This window comes from Haloplanus ruber, assembly GCF_024494725.1.
Taxonomy (GTDB): domain Archaea; phylum Halobacteriota; class Halobacteria; order Halobacteriales; family Haloferacaceae; genus Haloplanus; species Haloplanus ruber.
Genome location: NZ_JANHDK010000003.1, coordinates 139,407 through 162,686, shown reverse-complemented (window position 1 = coordinate 162,686; position 23,280 = coordinate 139,407). Strand labels below are relative to the sequence as shown.

25 protein-coding genes, 1 tRNA gene and 1 pseudogene are annotated in these 23,280 nt (G+C 69.6%); 14 read left to right on the top strand and 13 right to left on the bottom strand.

Annotated elements, in window-relative coordinates; all coding sequences use genetic code 11:
- Positions 1–141: 141 nt before the first annotated feature.
- A complete protein-coding gene (locus NO878_RS11370; protein ID WP_256406109.1) occupies positions 142–2,118 on the bottom strand; it encodes an aconitate hydratase in 1,977 nt (658 codons plus the stop codon).
- A gap of 193 nt (positions 2,119–2,311) precedes the next feature.
- Here NO878_RS11370 and NO878_RS11365 point away from each other — a divergent pair.
- Together NO878_RS11365 and NO878_RS11360 are read left to right on the top strand one after the other, a co-directional pair.
- Positions 2,312–2,785 (top strand): annotated as a pseudogene (locus NO878_RS11365) (deoxyuridine 5'-triphosphate nucleotidohydrolase); the annotation flags it as partial.
- Positions 2,786–2,878: 93 nt separating this feature from the next.
- Positions 2,879–3,469, top strand: coding sequence for a hypothetical protein (locus tag NO878_RS11360; protein WP_256406108.1), 591 nt, complete (start codon positions 2,879–2,881; stop codon positions 3,467–3,469).
- Between the two features lie 182 nt (positions 3,470–3,651).
- Here the strand turns inward: NO878_RS11360 and NO878_RS11355 are convergent.
- The 4 genes from NO878_RS11355 to NO878_RS11340 all read right to left on the bottom strand — a co-directional run bounded on the left by NO878_RS11355 (position 3,652) and on the right by NO878_RS11340 (position 5,862).
- Positions 3,652–3,725, bottom strand: a tRNA-Lys gene (locus tag NO878_RS11355).
- A gap of 72 nt (positions 3,726–3,797) precedes the next feature.
- Positions 3,798–4,469 carry a DUF7119 family protein gene (locus NO878_RS11350; protein WP_256406107.1) on the bottom strand — a complete coding sequence of 224 codons (672 nt, stop codon included), beginning with the start codon at positions 4,467–4,469 and terminating at the stop codon, positions 3,798–3,800.
- 61 nt (positions 4,470–4,530) lie between these two features.
- Positions 4,531–5,352, bottom strand: a complete 822-nt coding sequence (locus tag NO878_RS11345) for a DUF8155 domain-containing protein (protein WP_256406106.1) — start codon at positions 5,350–5,352, stop codon at positions 4,531–4,533.
- 66 nt (positions 5,353–5,418) lie between these two features.
- Positions 5,419–5,862 carry a pyridoxamine 5'-phosphate oxidase family protein gene (locus NO878_RS11340; protein WP_256406105.1) on the bottom strand — a complete coding sequence of 148 codons (444 nt, stop codon included), beginning with the start codon at positions 5,860–5,862 and terminating at the stop codon, positions 5,419–5,421.
- 182 nt (positions 5,863–6,044) lie between these two features.
- Between NO878_RS11340 and NO878_RS11335 the strand changes: the two genes are divergently transcribed.
- Both NO878_RS11335 and NO878_RS11330 read left to right on the top strand, forming a co-directional pair.
- The gene (locus NO878_RS11335; protein ID WP_256406104.1) at positions 6,045–6,722 is read left to right on the top strand and encodes a lipoate--protein ligase family protein; all 678 of its coding nucleotides are present in this window, start codon (positions 6,045–6,047) and stop codon (positions 6,720–6,722) included.
- Positions 6,723–6,759: 37 nt separating this feature from the next.
- The gene (locus tag NO878_RS11330) at positions 6,760–8,055 is read left to right on the top strand and encodes a dihydroorotase (RefSeq protein ID WP_256406103.1); all 1,296 of its coding nucleotides are present in this window, start codon (positions 6,760–6,762) and stop codon (positions 8,053–8,055) included.
- Here NO878_RS11330 and NO878_RS11325 read toward each other — a convergent pair.
- On the bottom strand, positions 8,052–8,675 hold the full coding sequence (locus NO878_RS11325; protein WP_256406102.1) for a DUF5806 family protein: 624 nt from the start codon (positions 8,673–8,675) through the stop codon (positions 8,052–8,054). The two genes, NO878_RS11330 and NO878_RS11325, sit on opposite strands and share 4 nt — an antisense overlap.
- 105 nt (positions 8,676–8,780) lie before the next feature.
- Here NO878_RS11325 and NO878_RS11320 point away from each other — a divergent pair, with 105 nt between their 5' ends.
- Positions 8,781–9,149: a universal stress protein gene (locus NO878_RS11320; protein WP_256406101.1), complete on the top strand. Its 369-nt coding sequence runs from the start codon at positions 8,781–8,783 to the stop codon at positions 9,147–9,149.
- Positions 9,146–9,694, top strand: coding sequence for a GNAT family N-acetyltransferase (locus NO878_RS11315; RefSeq protein ID WP_256406100.1), 549 nt, complete (start codon positions 9,146–9,148; stop codon positions 9,692–9,694). The genes NO878_RS11320 and NO878_RS11315 overlap by 4 nt, the downstream gene beginning before the upstream one ends.
- On the opposite strand, the gene NO878_RS11310 is transcribed toward NO878_RS11315, so the two are convergent.
- Positions 9,673–10,125, bottom strand: coding sequence for a universal stress protein (locus NO878_RS11310; RefSeq protein WP_256406099.1), 453 nt, complete (start codon positions 10,123–10,125; stop codon positions 9,673–9,675). The two genes, NO878_RS11315 and NO878_RS11310, sit on opposite strands and share 22 nt — an antisense overlap.
- 99 nt (positions 10,126–10,224) lie before the next feature.
- On the opposite strand from NO878_RS11310, the gene NO878_RS11305 reads away from it, so the two are divergent.
- From NO878_RS11305 to NO878_RS11295, 3 genes are all read left to right on the top strand, one after another.
- A complete protein-coding gene (locus tag NO878_RS11305) occupies positions 10,225–10,698 on the top strand; it encodes a universal stress protein (protein ID WP_256406098.1) in 474 nt (157 codons plus the stop codon).
- Positions 10,699–10,773: 75 nt separating this feature from the next.
- Positions 10,774–11,958 carry a DHH family phosphoesterase gene (locus NO878_RS11300; protein WP_256406097.1) on the top strand — a complete coding sequence of 395 codons (1,185 nt, stop codon included), beginning with the start codon at positions 10,774–10,776 and terminating at the stop codon, positions 11,956–11,958.
- Positions 11,959–12,011: 53 nt separating this feature from the next.
- Positions 12,012–12,965 (top strand): mannonate dehydratase, encoded by a 954-nt coding sequence (locus NO878_RS11295; RefSeq protein ID WP_305882706.1) that lies wholly within the window; start codon positions 12,012–12,014, stop codon positions 12,963–12,965.
- Here NO878_RS11295 and NO878_RS11290 read toward each other — a convergent pair whose 3' ends face one another.
- Positions 12,966–13,388, bottom strand: coding sequence for a DUF5807 family protein (locus NO878_RS11290; RefSeq protein WP_256406096.1), 423 nt, complete (start codon positions 13,386–13,388; stop codon positions 12,966–12,968).
- A 98-nt stretch (positions 13,389–13,486) separates the two neighbouring features.
- Between NO878_RS11290 and NO878_RS11285 the strand changes: the two genes are divergently transcribed.
- A complete protein-coding gene (locus tag NO878_RS11285; protein WP_256406095.1) occupies positions 13,487–13,774 on the top strand; it encodes a hypothetical protein in 288 nt (95 codons plus the stop codon).
- Here the strand turns inward: NO878_RS11285 and NO878_RS11280 are convergent.
- Both NO878_RS11280 and NO878_RS11275 read right to left on the bottom strand, forming a co-directional pair.
- Positions 13,757–14,191 (bottom strand): DUF7112 family protein, encoded by a 435-nt coding sequence (locus NO878_RS11280; RefSeq protein ID WP_256406094.1) that lies wholly within the window; start codon positions 14,189–14,191, stop codon positions 13,757–13,759. The two genes, NO878_RS11285 and NO878_RS11280, sit on opposite strands and share 18 nt — an antisense overlap.
- A gap of 2 nt (positions 14,192–14,193) precedes the next feature.
- On the bottom strand, positions 14,194–14,592 hold the full coding sequence (locus NO878_RS11275; RefSeq protein WP_256406093.1) for a 30S ribosomal protein S6e: 399 nt from the start codon (positions 14,590–14,592) through the stop codon (positions 14,194–14,196).
- A gap of 195 nt (positions 14,593–14,787) precedes the next feature.
- On the opposite strand from NO878_RS11275, the gene NO878_RS11270 reads away from it, so the two are divergent.
- The 4 genes from NO878_RS11270 (at position 14,788) to NO878_RS11255 (ending at position 19,706) form a co-directional block, all read left to right on the top strand.
- Positions 14,788–17,370 (top strand): heavy metal translocating P-type ATPase, encoded by a 2,583-nt coding sequence (locus NO878_RS11270; RefSeq protein WP_256406092.1) that lies wholly within the window; start codon positions 14,788–14,790, stop codon positions 17,368–17,370.
- A gap of 64 nt (positions 17,371–17,434) precedes the next feature.
- Complete coding sequence (locus NO878_RS11265) at positions 17,435–18,493, top strand: zinc metalloprotease (RefSeq protein ID WP_256406091.1); 1,059 nt, start codon at positions 17,435–17,437, stop codon at positions 18,491–18,493.
- Complete coding sequence (locus NO878_RS11260) at positions 18,493–18,783, top strand: WNWW family protein (RefSeq protein WP_256406090.1); 291 nt, start codon at positions 18,493–18,495, stop codon at positions 18,781–18,783. Before NO878_RS11265 ends, NO878_RS11260 begins: the two co-directional genes overlap by 1 nt.
- 116 nt (positions 18,784–18,899) lie before the next feature.
- Complete coding sequence (locus NO878_RS11255) at positions 18,900–19,706, top strand: DUF7839 domain-containing protein (protein WP_256406089.1); 807 nt, start codon at positions 18,900–18,902, stop codon at positions 19,704–19,706.
- Positions 19,707–19,749: 43 nt separating this feature from the next.
- Here the strand turns inward: NO878_RS11255 and hypF are convergent, their stop codons facing one another.
- The 3 genes from hypF to NO878_RS11240 are packed head-to-tail and all read right to left on the bottom strand — an operon-like array spanning position 19,750 to position 23,279.
- Positions 19,750–22,053, bottom strand: a complete 2,304-nt coding sequence (hypF, locus tag NO878_RS11250; protein ID WP_256406088.1) for a carbamoyltransferase HypF — start codon at positions 22,051–22,053, stop codon at positions 19,750–19,752.
- Between the two features lie 2 nt (positions 22,054–22,055).
- Positions 22,056–22,877, bottom strand: coding sequence for a hydrogenase nickel incorporation protein HypB (hypB, locus tag NO878_RS11245; RefSeq protein WP_256406087.1), 822 nt, complete (start codon positions 22,875–22,877; stop codon positions 22,056–22,058).
- Between the two features lie 3 nt (positions 22,878–22,880).
- Positions 22,881–23,279, bottom strand: a complete 399-nt coding sequence (locus tag NO878_RS11240; protein ID WP_256406086.1) for a hydrogenase maturation nickel metallochaperone HypA/HybF — start codon at positions 23,277–23,279, stop codon at positions 22,881–22,883.
- Position 23,280: the final 1 nt, after the last annotated feature.

The window sequence follows — 23,280 nt, the reverse complement described above, 5'->3', positions numbered from 1 at the left end:
CCGCCATCTCACGGGCCGCTTGCGTCTCGGTTCCTAGCGAGTGCGCGGGTCGACGTTCTCCGTACCGCAAAAAATCGAGAGTCGAACGGCCCGGACGGCGTCACGGAAGCGACGACGCGGAGACAGTCGCGACGGGCCGTCTCAGTCGTCGGCTGGCGTCGCGCCGCCCGCGTCCTCGTCGTACTGCTGTTTCGTCAGCGTGAGCTTGCCACCGGCCGCGAGGATTTCGCGTTCGCGCTCGGAGGCGTCGAACTCGGCGGTTGCCTCCCACTCGTCGTTGACGCGCACCGTGAACTCCTCGGCGCCCGACTCCACCGCGGCGGCCACGTCGTCGACGACTTCGACGTGGTCGCCTTGCTCAATCCGCTCGTAGGTCTCTTCGTCGATGGTCAGCGGCAGGAGACCGAAGTTGTACAGGTTCGCCTTGTGGATGCGAGCGAACGACTGCGCGAGAACGGCCTCAACGCCGAGATACATCGGACACATCGCGGCGTGTTCACGCGAGGACCCCTGACCGTAGTTCTCGCCGGCGACGAGGACGCCGTGGTCCGACGCCTTGGCGCGCTCCGCGAAGGACTCGTCGACCCGGGAGAGGGTGAACTCAGAGAGCTTGTCGATGTTCGAGCGGTACTTCAGGATGTCCGACGTGGCCGGGATGATGTGGTCGGTCGTGATGTTGTCGGGCATCTTCAGGAGCGTCTCACCGGCGATGTCCGCACCCAGGGGGTCCTTGAGCGGGACGTCACCGATGTTCGGCCCCTTGATCAGGTCGTCGTCGACGGCATCGTCGGGGTCGATGATGTCGGCTTTCGAGCCGTCGTACTGGTCGGGGAGTTCGACACCCGGCGACTCTAGGTCGCCGAGTTCCTCGGCCAGATCCCGCGGGTCGACGATTTCGCCTTTGAGCGCCGCCGCGGCGGCGACCTGCGGCGAGCAGAGGTAGACGGAGTCGTCCTCGATTCCCGAACGGCCCTCGAAGTTGCGGTTGAAGGTCCGCAGGGAGACGGAGTCAGAGGCGGGAACGTGCCCGATGCCAATACAGGGGCCACAGGTCGACTCGGAGACGTTGACCCCGGCGGCCATCATCTCGGCGGTCCAGCCCTCGCGGGCGAGGAGTTCGCCGGCCTGTTTCGATCCGGGCGCGACGATCATCTCGAGGTCCTTTTTGATCTCGCGGTCCGCGACCATCTTCGCCGCGGGCAGGATGTCGGCGTAGCCGCCGTTGGTACAGGAGCCGACGATGACCTGTTCGACGTCCTCGCCCGCTACCTCGCGGACGGGGACGACGTTGTCCGGCATCGACGGCGCGGAGATCAGCGGTTCGAGTTCCGAGAGGTCGACGACGATTTCGTCGGCGTACTCCGCGTCCTCGTCGGGCGAGAGTTCGACGTACTCCTCGCCGCGACCCTGTCGTTCGAGGTAGGTCTTCGTGCGCTCGTCGGTCGGGAAGATGGAGGTGGTCGCGCCGAGTTCCGTCCCCATGTTCGTGATCGTGGTGCGCTCGGGGACGGTCAAACTCTCGACGCCCGGCCCGGTGTACTCGAAGACCTTGCCGACGCCGCCTTTGACCGACAGACGACGGAGCATCTCGAGGATGAGGTCCTTGGCGGTCGCCCACTCGGGCAGTTCGCCCTCCAAGCGGACGTTCACGACTTCGGGCATCTCGACGAAGTAGGGGCCACCGCCCATCGCGACGGCGACGTCTAGCCCACCCGCGCCGATGGCGAGTTCGCCGAGGCCGCCCGGCGTCGGGGTGTGGGAGTCCGATCCGAGCATCGTCTTCCCGGGTGCGGCGAAGTTCTCCTTGTGGACGTTGTGGCAGATGCCGTTGCCCGGCCGGGAGAAGTAGGCGCCGTAGGTGCCGGCGGCCGACCGGAGGAAGCGGTGGTCGTCGGTGTTCTTGAAGTCAAACTGGTAGGTCTGGTGGTCACAGTACTGCGCGGCGAGTTCGGTCTGGACTTCGTCGAGTTCGAGCGCCTCGAACTGGAGCCAGACCATCGTCCCAGTCGTGTCCTGTGTGAGCACCTGATCGATCTCGATCCCGATCTCCTCGCCGGGTTCGAGATCCCCCTCAACGAGGTGGTCGTCGAGGATCTTCTCTGTGAGCGTCTGTCCCATAACGTCCGGGCATCGCTCGCCGATGGACATAAATCCCGCGCCTTCGCTGACCCTAAATCCGTTCGCCGGGGCGTCTACCACAAGTTTTAGGCCATCTCTGTATGAATATATATGGCGCACCTGGTGACGAGGAGTCCCGAGATTCCGGCGATGAGCCGTCCATCGGCACGGTTTTGTCCACCGTCGGCGACAGTCCGGTATGTTCCGTTCCGGTTCGTTCGTCGCCGAACACGCGACGCCGGTGGCCCCCGAACAGGTGCAACCGAACGGCCTCGATCTGACCGCCGAAGCGATTCTCGAACCCACGGGTGGCCGGATCGGCCGCGACGACAAGCGGATCGGCGAACGCGACCCCGTAGAGCCCGACGCCGACGCCGAGGCGTGGGCGCTGTCGCCCGGCGGGTACGTTCTTCAGTACGGCGAGCGGCTTCAGATTCCCGAGGGTCACATCGGATTCGTCTACCCGCGGTCGTCGCTGATGCGCAACGCCGCCATGCTCCACACCGCCGTCTGGGACGCCGGCTACGAGGGCCGCGGCGAGGGACTGTTGGCCGTCCACGCCGGAATCGAAATCGAGCCGGGCGCACGGGTGGCACAGCTCGTTCTCGCGGAGGCGAACCACGACGGCACCTACGACGGGAGCTACCAGGGCGAGAACCTGGAGTGACGTCCCGTACCCTGGGGCGGGTTGGGGTAAGCCTCGCTTACCCGACCCACAGGGAGCGGTTACTGACAGGAATTCACCCGTACACCGACGGCTATGCATCCACGAGAGAGTCAGCGGTCACCACGTGCGGCGCTCGAAGCCCTCGTCAGCCCGCCGCCACCCCGGGTTCGAGACAGATCGGTCGACACCGGCGGGAACACGGGACCGACCGTGGCACCATCGACGCGGCCGGATGCCGTTGATCTCGCGTGCTGGACGCCGCTCGCCGAGGGACAGCCCCGTTCCGGGTGGGCGGACGCCGAGGGTGGCCGCCCCCCGACAGCGACGCTTCTCGCGGATCCTGCTGTACCGGGCGACACCGGCGGACCCGTCGAGCATACGCTCGTACTGGGGGCTACCACCCCCGTACGAACCGTCCGGGTCGACTACGGATCGCTCGATGCCGCGGCGGCGCGAACCCGCGACCTGCAAGTTCGGACCGACGACGACCGGACCGTTGAGGCGACGTCGTGGCAGGTCACGACCGACGGAGCGCTCGTCGCGCGGTTCGCCGACCCACCAACCGACTGCACCCTGTTCGTCGAGTACGGTGTCACCCGAAATCCGGCCGGCGGCCACCACACGGTCGGCGTGGTCGTCAACGGGCGCCGGCCGGTCGAGGCACGACTGGTCGTCGTCGGATGAGCGGTGAAGCGTGTCGCCGCCCGCTCGTGGAGCGGCCTTCAGTAGCCTCGTCGCTTCTCGCTCTCGTTTGCCGAAGAAGCGGGGAGAGAGGTGAACCACGGTCACTCCGCTTCGCTCCGTTCCCCGATTCAACTCCTCCACGGGTCGTTCGAAACCGCTCGCTGTCGCTCGCGGATTTCTCACGGGCCGGGAGGGAGTTGAACCCCCGACCGTCTGGTTAAAAGCCAGACGCTCTGCCTGACTGAGCTACCGGCCCTCACCGAAAAATATCGTTGGCACACGTATAAGCGTTTTCAGCGACGACGGCCGCCGGCGGAGGGAACGCCGGTCACAAGTCCAGATACGTCGAGAGCGCCTCGGCCACCAGGTCGTCCGGCTCACGGTTCTCGATTGACGCCCGGCGCCGGAGTTCGATATACTGCGCGGGCGGGAGCGTCAGCCCCATGCGGCCAAAGGTGAGGCCACGGTCGTCGAGGGCCGCGTCGACGGAGCGGCCGTCGCTTACCTCGCTCGCGAGGCGACGAATCTCGCGGACGGTGAGACCGTGTTCGAGCGTCGCCCACGCCAGCGCATAGCGGTCGTCGCCACCGACACGGGCGATGTGTTTTGCCGCCGTGGGGGCGATGGTTCCCCGGGCGACGTGACGGCGGATCGCCTGCGGGAGGTCGTGAACCCGCGCCCACTTGCGGATGAAGGCGACCGACACGTCACCCCCGGCGCGCTCGGCGGCGGCCTTATACGAGCCGACGCCGCGGACCAGCGCGGCACACGCCGCCGCCCCGCGGAGCATGTAAACGTGGTCCTCGGACCCGACGGTGTCCTCGGCGAACGAGCGGACCACGTCCGCGGCGAGTTGCACGCTTTCGGGGTCGTCGGGGTCGAATCCCACGGCCTCGTTCGCCCGTTCGCCCGTCACCGACGGGTCGGCGCGGACGACCGGTTCGCCGACCGGCGACTCTCGGTCCGCCGGGCGGCCGGGCACATCGGAGTCGTCGCTCATCGTACCGTCCGTTTGGCGAGCATACCCAAAAGTGTCTCGCGGGCGTGCGTCGAACCGCGGCTCACGACGGCGTCACCGACACCCGGACCCGATCACCGCGCGCGAACTCGTGGTCCGGTGCGACGAGTTTCGCGCCGAACCCGGCGTCGCGGGCGACAAACAGCGACAGACCGGTGAGCGGGCGGCCGTTCGCCCGGAGGGTGACGTCGTCCCAGGTCACCGTCCGGTCTGCGGCGATGCCGACGCGGTCCCCGGCCACCGAGACGGCCGTGGCGTCTCCGGCGGCCGGGAGGACGCCACCCCCGTCGTAGTGTGGACACCCGCCGTCGAGGACGACGCCCGGAGCGCCGGCGAGACCGACCCACGACCCCGGATCGGGGTGTCGGGGTCGGTCGAGGACGACGTACGTCTCGCCCACCTCGCGGACGGTCCCGCTCCCGTCCCAGTCGAGTGCGCGGACGGGCACGTCGACCGTGACCGGCAACGATCCGGCGGCGCGGTAGGGGTTCGCGTCCGGGTCCCGGAAGCCGAGGTGGACGTGATCGTCGACCCAGGGGGCGAAAAACCCCGAGCGGATCGTCTCACCGAGGGTGTCGCCGACCGCGACGCGGTCCCCCGGACCGACCGCGGGGTCGACGTGCAGGATGCGGGCGACCCGGTCGCCGGTGTCGATCAGGATCAGGTGGTCCTCGGCGACGGCATAAGGCTGGGGTGGCGCACGGACGCTCCGAACGTCTGTCACGACGCCCGCGACGGGCGACGGCGCGCGGTCGCTCGCCGGATAGAGGTCGATGGCACACCCGCGGTCGTGGGCGGCGTACGGGGAGTTAAACAGGGAGAACCGCCGAAAGTGCGACAGCGCCGAGGCTGGAACGGTGACCATACCCGGGGTTGGGGCGGACGGCCTTATATGCACACACCGCCGTTCGTCGGCCGGTGCGGGCGACGATCAGGCGCCGGGAACAGGCGGCGAGACGCCGAACGCTCGGCCCGAGCGCTCGTCCGGGCACAGCTGATAGAACGCGAACGTGAGTTCGTCGGGATTAGTGTCGAGGCTCACGTCGACGGTCGGAATAGTTGCGTTGGCCGCGATAGCTCGCATCGCGATCGGTTCGTCCGCGTCGGCGACGGGGCAAAGCCCGCCGCGAACGATCACGCTACGCGCAGGGTCCTGGGTGAACGCGGTGAGCGTTGCCACCTCCGTCGTCTCGACAAAGTGCATCTTGTCGCTGTCCGCCCCGTTCATGAACTGGAAGTAGACGGCGTCACCGTCGTAGCCGAATGATTCGGGCACCGCGTACGTCTCCGCCCCGTCGGTCAGCGACAGGACGCCAGCACCGGTGTCACGGAGTGCGCCGTCGATCTCGTCTCGACTCATCGCGTCGGCGGTCATGGAGAGATTCGGGTGAGGCGAGGGATATACCTTGATATCTCGGGCGAAGACGCCACCGGTCGCCGGGTTGTGGGCGCACGCCGCCGGGCGACTCACCACCACCTCGCCGCTCCGTCCCGAGGCCTCGCTCCCGTCGGTCGCTCGGCCTCGCCAATTATGTGCATCCACCCCAACGACCCTGCATGCGTGTCCTGTGCGGCCGGGCGGCGACGGTCGAGGCCGACCGGGAGCGGACCGGGGCGATGCTCGCGCGGACGGGGGAGACGGGCGAACCGGCGGTGCGGGTGTGGACTCCCCACCGACAGGTTGCCTTCGGCCGGCGCGACGCCGCAGAACCGGGATACGAGCGTGCCCGCGCGGTGGCGAGAAAGCAGGGGTACGAACCGGTCGAGCGGCGCGTCGGCGGCCGGGCCGTCGCGCACACGGCGTCAACAGTCGCGTTCGCCCGCTCGATGCCAGTAGCGGACCCTCGTGCCGGGATGACGGCTCGCTACGAGACGACGACCGAGCAGGTGCGGCGGGCGCTGGCCGAAGTGGGCGTCGAGGCGACACCGGGGGAGCCGTCAGCCTCCTTCTGCCCCGGCAGTCACTCGTTGCAGGCGGGCGGCAAGGTGGTCGGAATCGCCCAGCGGGTGCGACCCGACGCGGCGCTGGTGGCCGGATGTGTCGTGGTGGCCGACCGCGAGACGCTGGCAGGGGTCCTCGCGCCGGTGTACGACGCCCTCGGCCAGCCGTTCGATCCGTCGAGCGTCGGAAGCGTCGCAGCCGCCGGCGGGCCGGCCGATCCGGAACAGGTCCGGACGGCGGTCGAACGGGCGTTGATCGGCGACGATACGGCCGTTCGCCGGCAGGCGGTGTGAGCGGGAGACTTACGGCGACCGGGTGACAGGTGGGGGTATGCTCGTCAGGAACGCACGGCTAGCCGACGGCCGGGTTCGCGACGTCCGGGTGGAGGATACGCAGGTGACGGCCGTGGGAACCGGTCTCGACGCCGTGGGGGAGGTGATCGACGCCCGAGAGCGTCTGTTGCTCCCCGGCGCCATCGACGTCCACGTCCACTTCAGAGAACCCGGCGCGCCGCACAAGGAAACGTGGCGGTCGGGGTCACGAAGCGCCGCCGCCGGCGGGGTGACGGCGGTAATCGACCAGCCCAACACCGACCCGGCGACGACGACCGGCGCGGCGTTCGACCAGAAGGAGTTGTGTGCCGGAGACTCGCTCGTCGACTACGGCATCAACGGCGGCGTCACCGAGTCGTGGGACCCCGAAACGCTGTTCGACCGCCAACTCGTCGCACTGGGCGAGGTGTTTCTCGCCGACTCCACGGGCGAGATGGGGATCGACGGCGACCTATTCGAGGACGCCGTCCACCGAGCCGTCGAGGCGGGCGTCCCCGTGACCGTCCACGCCGAGGACGCGACCCGCTTCGACACCGACGCTCGCGACGCCGCCGGCGACGGGGTGGGTAAGGACGCCGACGCCGACGCCTGGAGCGCGTACCGCACCCCTGAGGCCGAGATTGCGGCCGTCGAACGGGCGGTCGAGGTCGGCGCCGACGCCGGCGCTCACCTCCATGTCGCCCACACCAGCACGCCGGAGGCGGTGGATATCGTCGCCGACGCCCCCGACCGGGTGACCTGCGAGGTGACGCCACACCACTGCCTGCTCTCCCGAGCGGACCTCGACGAGTTGGGCACCTTCGGGCGGATGAACCCGCCGCTTCGGAGCGAGACGCGGCGGGCGGCCCTCTACGAACGGGTGGTCGACGGTCGGGTCGATCTGGTGGCGACGGACCACGCGCCACACACCCGCGCCGAGAAGGAGGCGCCGCTGCTCGCGGCGCCGAGCGGCGTCCCCGGCGTCGAGACGATGGTGCCGCTGTTGTTGGCGGAAACCCGGGACGGCCCGCTGACGGTCGAACGGGTTCGCGACCTGACGGCCGCGGCGCCGGCCGCGACCTTCGGCCTGGATCGCAAGGGGCGGATCGAGGCGGGGATGGACGCCGATCTAGCGCTGTACGATGTAGCACAGACACGGCCGATAGACGGGGCGCGACTCCACTCGAAGTGCGGCTGGACCCCCTTCGAGGGGTTCGAGGGGGTCTTCCCCGAGTGGACGACGGTGCGCGGGGATCGAGCCTACGACGCGATCATGGACACGTTCGGAACCGCCGCCGGCGAGAACATCGGCTAGTCGAGGTCGTCCCGGAGTTCCGCACTCGACTCTCGGACCTCGCGCATGGCCTCGGAGACGCGGTCCTCCGCGTCGAGTTCCTCGGCGACCGAGAGGTCGACACCCTCCACCTCCAGTAAGAACTTCGCGACTTCCGTCACCTCGTACATCAGTTCGTCGAGTTCCTCGGCGGTGAAAAAGCCGGACATCGCGCCGTAGAGGAAGGTCGCGCCCGCCTTCTGGACCTTATCCTCGAAGGAGGAGCGGGCCTGGTTGACCGCCTGTGGCGTGTAGGTGTCGGTCATGAAGGGGACGAGTCGTGGCAGGTTCTCGCCAATCTTGGTCATCTCGACGCCGGTTTCGGTGCGGAAGTCGACACAGAGCCGTGCGATGGCCCACTCGCGGGCCGTGACGTACGTCCGGTCGCGAAGAAAGGAGTTGACACGCTCGTACTCGGCGCCGTCCATCTTCTTGAAGCGCTCGTATTTGCGCACGTCGGCGGGAACCGACCCCGTGTCGTCGGCGTCGGTCTCCCCAGTCGCGGTAGCGTCGTCCGCCGGATCGGCGCCGTGGGTGCCGCTCCGGTCGTCGGCGGCCCCCCGTTCCACGCCGTCCTCGGTCGCCGGCGCGTCGTCGCTCATGTGCCGGCGTTCCGGTCGCCGAGTCAAAAGCGTTCCGTCGCCGTCCGCCGGCCGTCTGACGGCGTGGCGCGTACCTTTTTCACTCGGCGTTCCGAGGAACCGCCTATGAAGCTACTGCTGGGCATCGGCGGGAGCGACGACTCGATCCGCGCACTGGAGCGCACCGTCGCCCGCGTCGCCGAGACGGGCGACGACCTGACGGTCGCCATCCTCCGGAACCCGGCAACGGAGGCGGACCCCGAAGGGATCGAACAGCGGGTACGGGCAGTCCTCGACGACGCGGCCACTTCCGCGTCGGTTCGACACCTCGATGGCGACCCGGGGAGTCGGCTGGTCGAACTCGCGGAGCAAGAGGAGTACGACCGAATCGTCCTCGGTGGCGGCGAAACCAGCCCCATGGGCAAGATCAAACTGGGCGGCATCGCCGAGTTCGTCCTGTTGAACTCCCACGTCTCGGTGACGTTGGTCCGATGACCGACGACTATCCGGACGAGGTTGCGGGGCCGTTCCCCCGACCGCCAACGACGTTCGAGGACCGCGAGGGGCGGTCGATCACCATCCGACGATACGACCCCGAGGACCGCGAGGCGCTGACGGCGATGTACGAGGCGTTCGATCCGGCGGACCGCGCCCAAGGCATCCCGCCGACGAGCGAGAAGCGCATCACCGAGTGGCTCGATGCTATTACGGGCGAGGAGACGGTGAACGTGGTGGCGGTCCACGAGGGCAGCGCCGTCGGCCACGCGACGCTCGTCCCCGACGAACCCGCGAACACCGCGGAACTCGCCATCTTCGTCCTGCAGGACTACCAGCACGCGGGCATCGGCACCCGGCTACTGAAGACGCTTCTCGGTGCCGGCGCCGCGGTGGGCTTCGAGCGCGTGTGGCTGAGCGTCGAGCGATGGAACGATCCGGCGATCAGCCTCTACGAGAAGGTTGGCTTTCGCGCCAGCGACACCGAGAGCTTCGAACACGAGATGTCGATCCGGTTGGCCGATCAGACCGAGAGCACGGGCTGACTCGCGTAGAGGAGGACGTACTCCGCGGCCTTCGCTAGGACGTCATCTGTCTCACCCGAGAGCGGTTCACGGGGGACGACCACGAAGTCGGCACCGAGTTCCTCCGCGGTGTCGAGGACGACGTTGCCCGGATGCCGGGAGAGGCGACTGGTGGAAAAGCCGTGGGCCATCGACGTCGAAAGCGGAGCGTTCGCCTCGGCCACGGTGTCGACGACAGCCTCGAGGAACGCCTCGGAGTCGGCCGCGAGCGTCTCGTCGTCGACCGCCCCGGTGTCGATGGCGCGGGCGACGTCGTCGCCGACGACGTAGAGCGCGTGGACCGCGGCGTCGTACTCCTCGGCGATGGCCGCAGCATACTCGACGGCCGCGAGCGACTCCTCGCTCCCGTCTACGGGGACGAGTACGAGCGACGGCGAGAGCGGATCGGTCATGGGCGGGTCTGTGCGGGCCACGGGCAAAAACGCTCCCCCAAGGCCCGCCCCGTGCCCCCGGACCACGGGTTTATGTTCCGACCGGGCGAAGCCGCGAGCGTGTTCGACACCATCGTCATCGCGACGGACGGCTCCGAGAGCGTTCGCCGGGCCGTGAGCGTCGCCCTCGACTTAGCCGAGCGCTTCGACGCGACGGTGCACGCGCTCTACGTCGTCGACGAGGGGGAAGTGGAGAGTTCACCGGAACAGGTGCGCGAGGAGATGCGCGCCGCTCTCGACGACTCCGGGCAGGCGGCCCTCGAGGACGTCGAATCGGCCGCCGACCGTCCGGTCAGGACCGCCGCCCGTCAGGGGCGACCCGCGACGGAGATCAGAGAGTACGCGACCGAACACGGCGCCGACATGGTGGCGATGGGGACCCGCGGCCGCCACGGCGAAAACCGATTTCTCATCGGCAGCGTCGCCGAGCGGGTCGTCCGCACCTGTCCGGTGCCCGTGCTGACGGTCCGCCAACTCGACGAGGCCGAACGCGACGACGCGGACGGCGTGGGCGACGCGGCCGCGAGCGCCTGATCGGGGCGACCGCCGGCGTTCGGCCGTCACGGGCCGAATCGCGGGATACTTCGGGACGGCCCGCATCCAGTCGATATGGACGACGACCTGATCGACGACGACGACATCTCCCTCTCGCGGAAGTCCCGACTGCCCGGGGCGGGCTTTTTCTACCCCGACTCGCTCGACGAGGAGTACGCCGACCGCCGCGCCCGTGAGGCCATCGAGGGCGCGGAGGCGGTGGTGGTCGCCGACGGTGACGCCGACGGCCTCGCCTGCGTGGCCCTCCTGCGGGAACGCTACGACGCCGCACTCGACGTGGCACCGTTCGAGGCGTCGCTCGCGGCGCGGCTGGCCCCGGAATCGAACGACGGAGAGGAGAACGACGAGGACGAAACCGAGGACTCGCCGGTCGGTCTCGTGACCGCGAGCCCCCACTCGCTGTCCGAGGCGCTCGACCGTGTCGCCGACTACGCCGACCCCGGCGTCGACGTCTACGTCTGTGACCTCTGTCCGGACGACGAGTCGATCACCGAGACGGTCGAGGCGGTGACCGCCCGGGCGTCGACGGTTCGCTGGTTCGACCACCACCAGTGGGACGACGACGTGGCGGCCGCGGTTCGGGCGGCAGGTGTCGACCTCGTGATCGGCGCGTCCGACGAGGAGTGTACCGCCGACGTGGCGCTTCGTTCCCTGGACGACGACTTTCCCGAGCATCTCGTCGACCTCGCGGCGGTCACGCGGGATCACGACCTCTGGATCAAGGAGGACCCCCGGAGCGACGACCTTGCGGACTACGCCCACTGGGCGAGCGCCGAGGAGTACGTAACCGTCGTCGGGCGGTACGGCCCGGCACTCCCAGAGCCGGTCGTCGACTACCTCGACCACCGGCGCGTCGAGAAAGAGCGACTGATCGAACGAGCGGTCGACCGCGCCGACCTGCACGCCGTCGGCCCGTGGACGGTCGGGGTTACCTACGGCCGGTGTTCGCAAAACGAGGTGGCCGAGGCGCTCCGCGAACAGGGCGCCGACGCCTCGGTGATCGTCAAACCCGCTGGGAGCGCCAGCATCCGCGGCAGCGAGGGGTTCGAGCGGTGTCACGAGGTGGCAGAACAGGTCAACGGCGGCGGCCACCCCCGCGCGGCGGGCTGTAAGCCCGACATCTACGACGACATGCTCGATTACGCCCACCACTGGACCACCGAGGGAGCCACGACCAAGCGGGTGATCCTGTCGGCGTTCAAGCGGTTACTCGAAGACGACGAGACGGCCGACGAGTAGACGGCGTCGGGGTCACCCCTGGCATATATCTACGCCGGGGCGTATCCCCACGCATGGTGGAACCCGCGCTCATCCTTCCCCCCAAACCGGACAAACGGTGGCAACTCGCCAAACAGATGGGCGTCACGCAGGCCGTCATCCACCCGCTGGAGATCGGCGACGGGCGGACGGAGTGGTCGTTCGACGACCTGCTCGGACTCCGAAACTGGCTCGAAGACGCGGGCCTAGAGTTTGCGGTGCTCGAAGGATCGGTCCCCATCTCCGACCGGATTCGCCTCGGCCACGAGGGCCGCGACGAGGACATCGAGACGTTCAAGACCTTTCTCCGGGACTGCGGCCGGGTCGGGATTCCGGTCGTCTGTTACGACTGGATGGCTGGTCTCCGCTGGGCGCGGACCGAGGCTCACGTCGAGTCCCGCGGGGGCTCCTACGTGACCGGGTACACCGACGCGAAACTGCGGGGACGCGACGACGGCGAGGCGGTGACTCACGAACAGTTGTGGGAGGCACTCGACTACTTCCTCGAGACGGTCGTTCCCGTCGCGGAGGAGGCGGGGGTGAAACTCGGCTTGCACCCCGACGACCCGCCACGCGAGTGGGTGCGCGGGACGCCACGGATCATCACTAGCGTCGAGGCGTACGACCGCGTACTGGACAGCTACGACAGCGAGTACAACGGCATCACGTTTTGTCAGGGGAACTTCGCGGCCATGGGCGCTGACATCCCGGCGGCCATTCGACGGTTCGGCGACCGGATCAACTTCGTCCACTTCCGCGACGTCGAGGGCGACGGCGACCGGTTCGTCGAGACGTGGCACGACGACGGCCCGACCGACATGCTCGCCGCCATGCGCGCTTACGAGGAGGTGGGGTTCGACGGGCCGATGCGCCCCGATCACGTGCCGACGATGGCCGGCGAAGATAACTCGAACCCGGGGTATCACACACTCGGACGGCTGTTCGCCGTCGGCTACATGACCGGGTTGCTCGAAGCCGCAGGCGAGTAGCTACGCCTCGCCGACGACCCAGCGATCCGAGAAGGCGGTGCCGTCGGGGCAGGCGGCGTAGGCGTGGATCACGTCGCCCGCGGCGTAGATGCCACCGACCTCCTCGTTTTGCGCCTCCGCGAAGGCGAGGACGAAGGCCGCACTCTCGCCACAGTCGGGGCAGGTGCCCCCGGTCAACCCGGAGTCGATGTCGCCCTCGGCACCCATCGCCTCCTTGGCGAAGGCCATGGCATCCATGCCGGTGCCGGCCGAGAACAGGCGGCGGCCCTGCTCGCCGGGGACGACGAGGACGACGCCGCCGTCGACGGGGGTGCCGTGGTCGGCGAGTGCGCCGTCGTCGTCGAGGTAGTCGTCGGTGAGATAGAGCGCGATGTGGTCGAGGTAGTCGCCCGCGAGGAAGGCGGCGAGGTCGGGGTCGCTCATACCGTCGGCAGGCGGTCGAGGCGTAAAGAAGAGTCGTTTCCGGACGAGCGACCGCTGACGGTCGACGGGATTTTGAGGGTCGTCACCGTCGGTCCGCCGTGAACCGATCACAGCTCTCGGGTGTGGCCTACACGATATTCGGCGCCGGCCTAGTGGTCGACGGGGCGGTCGACCTGCGCGGGTCGCTGGACATCCTCTCGGCGCTGACTGCCCTCTTCGGGGTCGGGATCCTGATCGTCGGCGTCGTGAGCGTCGTCGGCGCGGACACCCCACTCGGCGAACGGGTCGGCATTGGCGAACGGCCGACGTGGGTGATCGTTCTGCTCGCGCTGGCGGGAACGCTGTTGCTCGCCGGGGGAGTGCTCCGGCTACTGGTCGTCGTGTAGGTCCTCGGCGATAGCAGCGAGAGAGTCGTCCGGTTGGCGCGTGACCGTATATACCGTCCGGCGACCGGGCACGCGGGCGCCGTAGAGGTGTCCCGGCGTCACCTCGTCGAAGTCCACGCTCCGGCCGGCCTCGAGGTCGGTCCCGCGAACCCACTCGACGAGGCGGTTCGTCCCTTCGCGGTCGCTCCGCGCCAGGCGACGGTTGTCGTAGGCACCACGGAGCAGGAGTCCGGACGCGTCGGCGTCGACGCGGGCGTGATACTCGTCGCCGTCGAGAACGAGGCGAACGAACTCGCCGGGGTCGAGAGCGGCGTCGTCGGGGAGGCGGAGACAGGGCCGACGGGTGCCGCCGCTCCGAGCGAGTTCGGCGCGATACGTCGTCACCGCATCCCCGTCGCTGGCGACGCGGTCGGACACGACTACTCCTCGGCGTCGGCGTCCTCGTCGGCCTCGTCCTCGCCGAAGCCGGCGTCGCCGTCGACGACCTTCACGTTAATCTGTGCCACCGCTTCACTGATCTCGCGGCCGCGGACGGTCACACGCTTTCGCTCGCCGTCACGGGAGGGGTCGAAGCCGACGCCACCTTCGAGGAGAACCTCCTTGAGCGCCGGGCCGGCGACATCGGCGTGGAGGGGGCGGCCGGCGTCGTCGGACCCGCCGGTCAGTTCGAGCGTCGTGCCGTCGAGGCCGACGGCGCCGCCGTCGACCTCGTCACCGAGTTCGCGCCCGAGAAATCGGTTCGCGTCCTGTCCGTCGGCCTCGAACTGCTCCGTTCGACCCGTGGCCGGGTCCGAAACGACGACCTTGAAGTCTGCCATGCCCGGATTCAGACGGCCGCCGATAAAAAGCACGTCGAAACCGAGCGTCGCGGCCGACGCGCCCGGGACCCGGACGACCGCCGGTGGCCAACGGGCGAGTTATTAATAAATTTGCTTCGAGTTACTAGTCATTACATTCCAGAACGTGTTTGTTGGCAGGAGGGTTAATATGTACGTGCGGGCTAGCACGACCTAATGAGCGACGAGTGCGACTGTACGGCCGGGGGGGCAGAGGGCCACCCGGAGACAAACGGGGGCGAGCGCTTCCGTGCGTCCGTTCCGGCGATGGACTGTCCCTCGTGTGCCGGGAAGGTCGAGCGGAGCGTCCGGACGCTTGCGGGGGTGCGGTCGGTCGAGACCCGACCGGCCTCGGGGACGCTGATCGTCGACTTCGACCCCGAGGCGACGACGGCGGCGGCGATTCGAGAGCAGGTCGACACGGCGGGCTACACCGTCGCCGATGCCGAGACGGAGACGTTCGCGGTGCCGTCGATGGACTGTTCGTCGTGTGCCGGCAAAGTCGAGTCGGCGCTGGCTGGTCTGGACGGCGTCGTCGAGTACGACACGCGGCCGGCGTCCGGCCGCGTCGAGGTGCGGTACGACCCCGAGCGGGCGGCCCGCGGCGACGTGGTGGCGGCGGTGGAGAACGCCGGCTACGAGGTGATCGACGGCGAGCGTGAGTCGTCGTCGGTCTGGCGGAGTCGGCGGGCGCTGAAGACCGGCCTCGGCGCCGTCGCGTTGCTCCTCGGGGTCGCCTTCGAGTACGCTCTCACGGGGGCGAACGCGACGCTCGCGTCCGGGTTCGGGCGGACGATCACCGTCGATTGGGCGCTGTACGTCCTCGCGGCAGTGGTGGCTGGGCAGGCCATCTTGCGGAACGGGTGGTACTCGGTGCGGACCCGCAGCCTCGACATCGACTTCCTGATGAGCGCCGGCGTGGTCGGCGCCGTCGCGGTCGATCTCCCCTTCGAGGCGGCGACGCTCGCGGTGCTGTTTTCGGTCTCCGAACTCCTCGAACGCTACTCGATGGATCGCGCCCGGTCGTCGATGTCGGAGCTGATGGACCTCTCGCCCGACACGGCGACGGTGCGACGCGAAGCGTCGGGGACGCCCGGTGAGGGCGGCGAAGCCGCCGGAGACGACGAGGAGACGGTCCCGGTCGACGAGGTGGCCGTCGGCGACCTGGTGGTGGTGCGACCGGGCGACCGCGTGCCCGTCGACGGCGTCGTCCGCGAGGGTCGGAGTGCGGTCGACGAGTCGCCGATCACCGGCGAGAGCGTGCCCGTCGACGTCGCGCCGGGCGACGAGGTGTACGCCGGAAGCATCGTCGCCGAGGGCTACCTAGAGGTGGAGGCGACGGCGCTCGCGGCGGAGTCGACGCTGTCGAAGGTGATCGACCTGGTCGAGGACGCCGAACGCGACAAGTCCGAGCGCGAGCGATTCGTCGACCGGTTCGCGTCCTACTACACGCCGGCGGTGGTGGCGCTGGCGGTGGCGACGACGCTCGTCCCACCCCTGCTCGTCGGCGCGCCGTTCGAGACGTGGTTCGTCCGCGGGCTGACGCTGCTGGTCGTCGCCTGTCCGTGCGCCTTCGTCATCAGCACGCCCGTCAGCGTCGTCTCGGGAATCACGAGCGCGGCGCGCAACGGCGTCCTCATCAAGGGCGGCGACCGCTTAGAGGCGATGGGCGAGGTGGACACCGTTGCCCTCGATAAGACCGGGACGATCACGACCGGCGAACTCGGCGTGACGGACGTGGTTGGCCTGAACGGAGCGAGCGAGGGCGACGTGTTGGCGTGTGCGGCCGCGATGGAGCGACGGAGCGAACACCCCATCGCGACGGCCATCGTCGAGCACGCGACCGACGCCGGGGTCGGGGAGCGTGAGGTGACCGGCTTCGAGTCGATCACGGGCGAGGGCGTCCGCGCCGACCTGGACGGGGTCACTCACTACGCGGGCAAGCCGGCGCTGTTCGAGTCGCTGGGGTTCGACCTCGAACACGCTCACGTGGCGACCGACGGGGGTCTCGCCGTCGGCGACATCGAACCCGCAAGCTGTGACCACGGTCAGGGGGGGTATCTCGACCTGGTGAACGACGTGGTCCCGCGCCTGCAGGCCGCGGGCAAGACCGTCGTCCTCGTGGGCACGGCCGACGAACTGGAAGGGGTGATCGCCGTGGCCGATACGGTCCGCCCGGCGGCGGCCGCGACCGTCGACCGTCTGCACGACCTCGGGATCGAGCGGGTGGTCATGCTGACCGGCGACAACGAGCGGACCGCCCGCGCCATCGCGTCGCAAGTGGGGGTCGACGAGGTGCGGGCCGACCTCCTGCCCGACGAGAAGGTGGCGGCGATCCGCGAGTTCGCGGCCGACTCCGAGGCCGCCGCGGCCGACGACGCTCGCCTGCCGTGGAATCGGACGAATGGCGGCGTGGCGATGGTTGGCGACGGCGTCAACGACGCCCCGGCGCTCGCGGCCGCGACGGTCGGGGTCGCGATGGGCGCCGCGGGCACCGACACCGCCATCGAGACGGCCGACGTGGCGCTGATGGGTGACGACCTGACGCGGCTCCCCTACCTCGTTGCGCTCTCCCAGCAGGCGAACGGCGTCATCAAGACGAACATCTGGTCGTCGCTGGGCGTGAAGCTAGTCCTCGCGGCGGGGGCGCCGCTCGGTCTGGTGAGCGTTATCCACGCCGTCGTGATCGGTGACATGGGCATGAGCCTCGCGGTCACGGGCAACGCGATGCGGCTGGCGAACGTCGACCCGGAGGAGTAATCGTCGTCCGGGCGTCGACCGCCGGGGGGAAACGGTTTTTGCGCCCTCGTCCCCGAAAGGCGGTATGACGGCACGGACGGTCGTGGTCGTCGGCTTGCTCGTCCTCGCGGGGTGTACGACGCCGTTCGATCCGGGGACGACGACGGCGACGCCGACCCCAGTCCAGGCGGCGGCCGACGACCCGGCGACGCGATCAGGCGGGACGCCGACGCCGACGGCGCCGACCGCTACGCCGACGCCGGGCGGAAACCCCTGGGGGAGCGGTCCGGTGGTGATCGCCGTCCGCAACCGGGGTGAGCGCGAGCGAGCGTTCGCGCCGCGGGTGCGCGAGGCGGCGGCCTTCTGGGAGGCGAACGACGAGCAGTATCTCGGCTTTCCGGTCCGGTACGAGGTGCGCCCCGACGCCGAGAACCCGGACCTCGTGGTCACGTTCACCGACACGCTACCCGACTGTGGCGGCGTGACCGACGCGGTGGGGTGTGCCCCGCGGATCACCGACCCTCGGATGGTCGAGCGCCCGGAGCAGGTGTGGGTGAAAACGGGGCTGTCGAACGACTCGACGACGCTCGTCACCGAACACGAACTCGGGCACACGCTCGGGCGAGGGCACGACGACGAGCCACAGTCGGTGATGCAGGCGCGGTCGGTCATCTACACCGAACCGCAGCCCAACGCGACGGAGCGGGCGTTCCCGTGGGACGGCGGCGAGTTCACCGTCCAGGTCGACCGGGAGAACGCCTCGGACCCGGAGGGAGTCGACCAGCAGGTCGGACACACCCTGTCGTACTACGAGGCGGGTGCGCCGGGGATGCCCGACAACCTCTCCTTCGAGCGGACGAGCGCGACGGACGCGACGGTCCGGGTCCAGTTCGGCGCGACGCCAGCCTGTGGGGCATCGAGTGGCTCGTGTGTCAACACGTACGGCACCGATCCGGACGGCGACGGCGCCATCGAGACGTACACCCGGGTCGAGATTCGGCTGGTCGGCCTCGACACCGAGGCGGTGGGGTGGCACGTCGGCTACTGGCTGGCACACGTCTTCGGCGCCGAGGCCGACGGCGAGAAACCCCCGCCGTTCCGGGACGCGAGCTACCGCGAACGGCGGAGCGAGTGGTGGCGATAGTGGACGAGAACCGCCTCGACGCCGCGCTCGCCGACGCCTTCGACGCCGACGCGGGAGAGCGTCGGGCGGTGGTCCGGGCGGCCCGTGACCTGACGGACGCCGGCCGTCTGGCGGCCGACCGGGGGACGCCGCTGGCTACCGAGACGCTCGTCGCGGAACTCGCCGACGCCCCCGAAGGCTCGTCGCTCGCCGAGCGGTGGAACTGGTGGGTCGGCGCACTCGATGTCGCGTACGGCGGCTACGCCGAATTCGAGGTTCGTCGGTACGAGGAGGACGGCAGGCGTGGTTGATCTCCGCACAAGTGGATCTGCGCCGAGCAAAGCTGTCTTGCCGTATCGGCGCGAAAACCACAACTACGCCCGGACTAGGGAAAAAGTACTTGACGAACGCGGGCGGAAAGACGACGATGGAAGAGAGCGCCGACCGCGAGGCGGGCGTCCTGCGGAGCAAGCGCGCTGCGACCCGGTATCAGATCCTGGTCGGAATCGCGGAGCGACAGCCGGCCGTCAGTCAGCGGGAGATCGCTGACGACATCGGCATCACCGCACAGGCGGTGAGCGACTACCTCCAGGGACTCATCGAGGAGGGCTACGTCCGGAGTCCGGGACGCGGACGGTACGAGGTGACCAAAGAGGGCGTCGACTGGCTCATCGGCCGGACGGACGAACTCCGGGAGTTCGTCGGCCACGTCGCCGAGGACGTGATCGGGCAAGTCGAGATCGAGACCGCACTCGCCACGGCGCCCATTATGGAGGGCGAGGCCGTCTCGCTGTCGATGCGCGACGGCGTCCTCCGGGCAACCCCCGGCGCGACCGGGAGCACAACCGCGGTTGCGGTCACGAGCGCCGATCCGGGGCGGGACGTGGGCGTCACCGACTTCGAGGGCGTCCTCGATTACGACCTCGGGCGCGTGACCGCCGTCTCGATCCCGCGGGTACAGGACGGCGGGAGCGCGGCGGTGGAGACGGCGACGTTCGCCGGCCACGCTGCCGACGCGGACCTGGTCGCGACGGCGGGGACCGAGGCGTACGCGGCGGCGCTAGCGGCCGACCTCGACCCCGACGTGCGCTTCGGGACGCCGGCGGCCGTCGGGGCGGCCGCCGCCCGCGGGCTGGACGTCCTGTTGCTCGCCGCCGCGGACGAACTCTCGACGCACCTAGATCGCCTCCGGGACGGCAATATCAACTACGAAGTCGTGGACACGGCGGAGTGATTCGGCGGGCGGCGTCGCCCACAGACGGCCGACTCCGGCGTCGTCAGCGGTCGACGGCTCCGTCGCGCCGGCGGGCGAGCGCCACGATGGCCTGTCCGTACGCAACCCCGCCGTCACCCGGTGGAACGGCGTCCGGGGCGAGAACGGTGTGGCCCGCGTCCGTGACGCACGCGCGGAACCGTCGCGAGATGGCGTCGTTGTAGGCGACGCCGCCGGTGAAGCCGACGGCGTCGACACTGCGTTCGTCGGCGGCCTCAATCGCGATGTCCGCGAGTCCGCGGGCGAGTGTGTCCTGTGCCGTCGCGGCGATATCGGCGACCGACAGCTCACCCGTTAGCTCGGCGAGCGTTCCGACGAGCGCGTGCGTATCGAGCACGCGACGCCCCGCCTGGGTATCGAACGGGAGAGACACCGCGTGGGCGTCCCCATCGGTCGCCGTCGCCTCAAGCCGCTGTGCCGGTTCGCCCTCGTACGTCCGCCGATCACAGACGTCTAGGAGGGCACCGACCGCATCGAGATACCGACCGGCGCTCGTGGTCGTCGGCGCGTTCACGTCGCCGGCGGCTTGCCGTCTGACCACCGCGGCGTCGGACGGCGAGTCGACGGCGTCCGTCGCGACGAGGCGCTCGTCGATGCGGTCCGGGTCGGCGAGCAGAGCCGCGAGGATTCGCGCCGGATACTCGACGGCCGCCTCGCCGCCCGGCAGAGTGAACGGCGAGAGACCGCCGATCCGCTCGTATCCCTGGTAGGTGACATCGAGCACTTCGCCACCCCAGACGGTCCCGTCCGGACCGTATCCCGTCCCGTCGGCGGCGACGACGATGGCCCGCTCGACGCCATGTTCGGCGCACAGGCCCGCGGCGTGTGCGTGGTGGTGCTGGACGGCGACGGGACCGTCCATGCCCTGGCTAGCGTACCGTTCCGCCTCCGCCGTCGTCTGGAAGTCGGGATGGCGGTCACGGGCGACCACAGCCGGGTCGATGCCGGTGAGGTCGCGCAGGTGGGCGACGGCCTCGCGGTGGAACGCCGTCGTGTCCGGGCCGGTCACGTCGCCGAGGTGTTGGGAGAGGACGACGCGGTCACCCTCGGCGAGCGCGACGGTCGCGTCTCGCTCCGGGCCGACCGCCAGCACAGGAGAGCCGTCGCCGGCCACGGGGTTCGGAAGCGCGCGCGGCGTCCAGCCACGGGAGCGCCTGACGAACCGCGTGGCGCCGTCGACGACCTGGAGCACGCTGTCGTCACACCGAGCGACGATATCGCGGTCGTGAAAGAGTCCCCCGTCGACGACCCCGTCCAAACGGGACCGGACCGCCGCGGCGGTCGTACACATCGGCCCTCCGGGCATGTTGGCGCTCGTGGCGACCAGTGGCCCGTCGACGTGATCGAAGATACGGTGATGCAGGCCGGCGTACGGGAGCATGACGCCCACCGTCGACAGCCCCGGCGCGACGGCGTCCAGCCAGTCCGCCTCGGCCGTCCGGTCGAGAAGGACGATCGGTCGCCGAACGTCCCGCAGGGCCGCCCGCTCGGCGTCGCCGACGCGGGCGAACGACGCGACGGCGTCGAGAGAGGGGGCCATACAGGCGAAGGGTTTGGCGGGTCGGCCCGTGCGCGAGCGGAGGCGGTCGACCGCCGCCGGATCGGTCGCGTCACAGACGAGGTGGACGCCGCCGATTCCCTTGACCGCGAGCACCTCGCCGTCGGCGAGGCCGTCGGCGACGGCACCGAGCGCGTCGTGGCCACGCGAGACGGTCCGGCCGTCGACCTCGAAGCGCAGCGTCGGCCCGCAGTCGGGGCAGGCGATGGCCTGCCCGTGGTAGCGGCGGTCGGTCGGCGTCTCGTAGGACTCCCGACAGGCCGCACACATCGGGAAGTCGTCCATCGCCGTCCGGGATCGGTCGTAGGGGACGTCCCTAACGACGGTGAACCGCGGGCCGCAGTCGACACAGGCCGTCGCCCAGTAGCCGTGATAGCGGGAGTCGGGGTCCCGCATCTCCGAGAGACACGCGTCACAGACCCCCGTATCCGGCGGCACCGGCGTATCGAGCGCCTCTCCCGGTCCCGCGGTCGAGTCCCGAATCTCGAAGGATTCGGTGCCGCGTGGCACACCCCAGGAGACGTCGACCGCGTCGACCGACGCCAGCGGCGGTGCGTCCGTTCGGATCGCCGTAACGACACGCTCGACGTCGGCCTGTGTCCCCTCGAAGGCAGCCTCGACGACGCCGCCGGCGTTGCGGACGTAGCCCGTGACGCCGGCGTCGACGGCGGTTCGGTAGACGAACGGGCGAAATCCGACGCCCTGAACGACACCGGAGACGCGAACGGTGGCACGGCGTTCGGCGGACATCCTCACCCCAGGTGTTCGTCTGCGCCGTGGCGGTGGCCGTGGTGGTCGTGACCGTCGGCGCGAACCCCATCGAGGAAGGACGCCAGCGGTTCGACCCCGTCGCCGTCGCGGGCGCTGGTGCGGAACAGGTCCAACCCCGGAGCCACGTCCGCGACGTCGGCGGCCATCCGGTCGATGTCGGCGCCCACCGCGTCCGCGAGGTCTGCCTTGTTCACGACCGCGGCGTCGCAGGCCTGGAAGAGCAGTGGGTGTTTGCGCACCACGTCGTCGCCCTCGGTCGTGCTCACGACGAGGACGCGAAGTTGGGCACCGAGCGGGAAGTCCGCGGGACAGACCATGTTGCCGACGTTTTCGACGTAGAGCGTGTCCAGCGCGTGGAGGTCGAAGTCGGCGAGGGCGTCCTCGATCAGGCCCGGATCGAGGTGACACTCCTTGCCGGTGGTGACGTTCGTGACGGCGACACCGTGGTCTCGGTAGCGGCTCGCGTCGTCGTCGCCGGCCACGTCGCCGACGATGACGCCGATCCGTTCGTCGGCCGGTGCCCGCTCGATGAGGCGCTCGACGAGGGTGGTCTTGCCGCTCCCGGTCGCCCCGAGGAACTCGGCGACGAAGACGCCGTGCTCGTGGACGAGTCGTTCGTGCAGGTCCCGCGCCTGTGCGCGAAACTCCGCAAGCACGTCGTCGCCCGTCGCCGTCTCGGCCGCGTCGTCGTGTCCGAATCGGTGAGTGCGGGCGACAGGCGACGCCTCACGGCGTCCGAACAGGGCCGCGAGCAGGTGGTCGATTGGCGGACAGTGCGTCGAGTGTGCGTGAACAGGTTTCATATGTTAGTCCTCCGTGTCGGTCGCGTTGGCCGCCGCCGGCGTGTCGGGGACGGTGACACTCGCCAGACGACACTCCATTCCGCGGGTGAACTCCGTCGGGCCGCCACACTCCGGACAGCGCGCTGTCGGCACCACCGCGGCGGTGCCCTCGAACGACGGGGGGTCGCCAGCCCAACCACACTCGCAGGTCGCTCGCGGATCGACGGGGTCGATATGGACGGTGAGGTCGGCGTCGAAGGTCGCCTCGGCGACAGTCTCGATGCAGAACCGCAACTGCGTCGGGTTGACGTGCGTCGCCGCCCCGAGTTCGACCGTGATGGCCTCGACGCTGGCGGCGTCGTGGTCGGCGGCCGCCGCGGCGGCGTGGTCGAGCAACGCCTCCGCCACGCTGAGTTCGTGCATC

Coding starts and splice junctions, on each gene's coding strand:
- NO878_RS11340 (WP_256406105.1), bottom strand. CDS start 5,862: ATGACCGCCGACGCGATGAGTCGAGACGAGATCGACGGCGCACTCCGT.
- hypB (WP_256406087.1), bottom strand. CDS start 22,877: ATGAAACCTGTTCACGCACACTCGACGCACTGTCCGCCAATCGACCAC.
- NO878_RS11330 (WP_256406103.1), top strand. CDS start 6,760: ATGCTCGTCAGGAACGCACGGCTAGCCGACGGCCGGGTTCGCGACGTC.
- NO878_RS11255 (WP_256406089.1), top strand. CDS start 18,900: ATGGAAGAGAGCGCCGACCGCGAGGCGGGCGTCCTGCGGAGCAAGCGC.
- NO878_RS11300 (WP_256406097.1), top strand. CDS start 10,774: ATGGACGACGACCTGATCGACGACGACGACATCTCCCTCTCGCGGAAG.
- NO878_RS11275 (WP_256406093.1), bottom strand. CDS start 14,592: ATGGCAGACTTCAAGGTCGTCGTTTCGGACCCGGCCACGGGTCGAACG.
- NO878_RS11360 (WP_256406108.1), top strand. CDS start 2,879: ATGCATCCACGAGAGAGTCAGCGGTCACCACGTGCGGCGCTCGAAGCC.
- NO878_RS11265 (WP_256406091.1), top strand. CDS start 17,435: ATGACGGCACGGACGGTCGTGGTCGTCGGCTTGCTCGTCCTCGCGGGG.
- NO878_RS11290 (WP_256406096.1), bottom strand. CDS start 13,388: ATGAGCGACCCCGACCTCGCCGCCTTCCTCGCGGGCGACTACCTCGAC.
- NO878_RS11310 (WP_256406099.1), bottom strand. CDS start 10,125: ATGACCGATCCGCTCTCGCCGTCGCTCGTACTCGTCCCCGTAGACGGG.
- hypF (WP_256406088.1), bottom strand. CDS start 22,053: ATGTCCGCCGAACGCCGTGCCACCGTTCGCGTCTCCGGTGTCGTTCAG.
- NO878_RS11295 (WP_305882706.1), top strand. CDS start 12,012: ATGGTGGAACCCGCGCTCATCCTTCCCCCCAAACCGGACAAACGGTGG.
- NO878_RS11350 (WP_256406107.1), bottom strand. CDS start 4,469: ATGAGCGACGACTCCGATGTGCCCGGCCGCCCGGCGGACCGAGAGTCG.
- NO878_RS11315 (WP_256406100.1), top strand. CDS start 9,146: ATGACCGACGACTATCCGGACGAGGTTGCGGGGCCGTTCCCCCGACCG.
- NO878_RS11335 (WP_256406104.1), top strand. CDS start 6,045: ATGCGTGTCCTGTGCGGCCGGGCGGCGACGGTCGAGGCCGACCGGGAG.
- NO878_RS11320 (WP_256406101.1), top strand. CDS start 8,781: ATGAAGCTACTGCTGGGCATCGGCGGGAGCGACGACTCGATCCGCGCA.
- NO878_RS11240 (WP_256406086.1), bottom strand. CDS start 23,279: ATGCACGAACTCAGCGTGGCGGAGGCGTTGCTCGACCACGCCGCCGCG.
- NO878_RS11345 (WP_256406106.1), bottom strand. CDS start 5,352: ATGGTCACCGTTCCAGCCTCGGCGCTGTCGCACTTTCGGCGGTTCTCC.
- NO878_RS11325 (WP_256406102.1), bottom strand. CDS start 8,675: ATGAGCGACGACGCGCCGGCGACCGAGGACGGCGTGGAACGGGGGGCC.
- NO878_RS11270 (WP_256406092.1), top strand. CDS start 14,788: ATGAGCGACGAGTGCGACTGTACGGCCGGGGGGGCAGAGGGCCACCCG.
- NO878_RS11370 (WP_256406109.1), bottom strand. CDS start 2,118: ATGGGACAGACGCTCACAGAGAAGATCCTCGACGACCACCTCGTTGAG.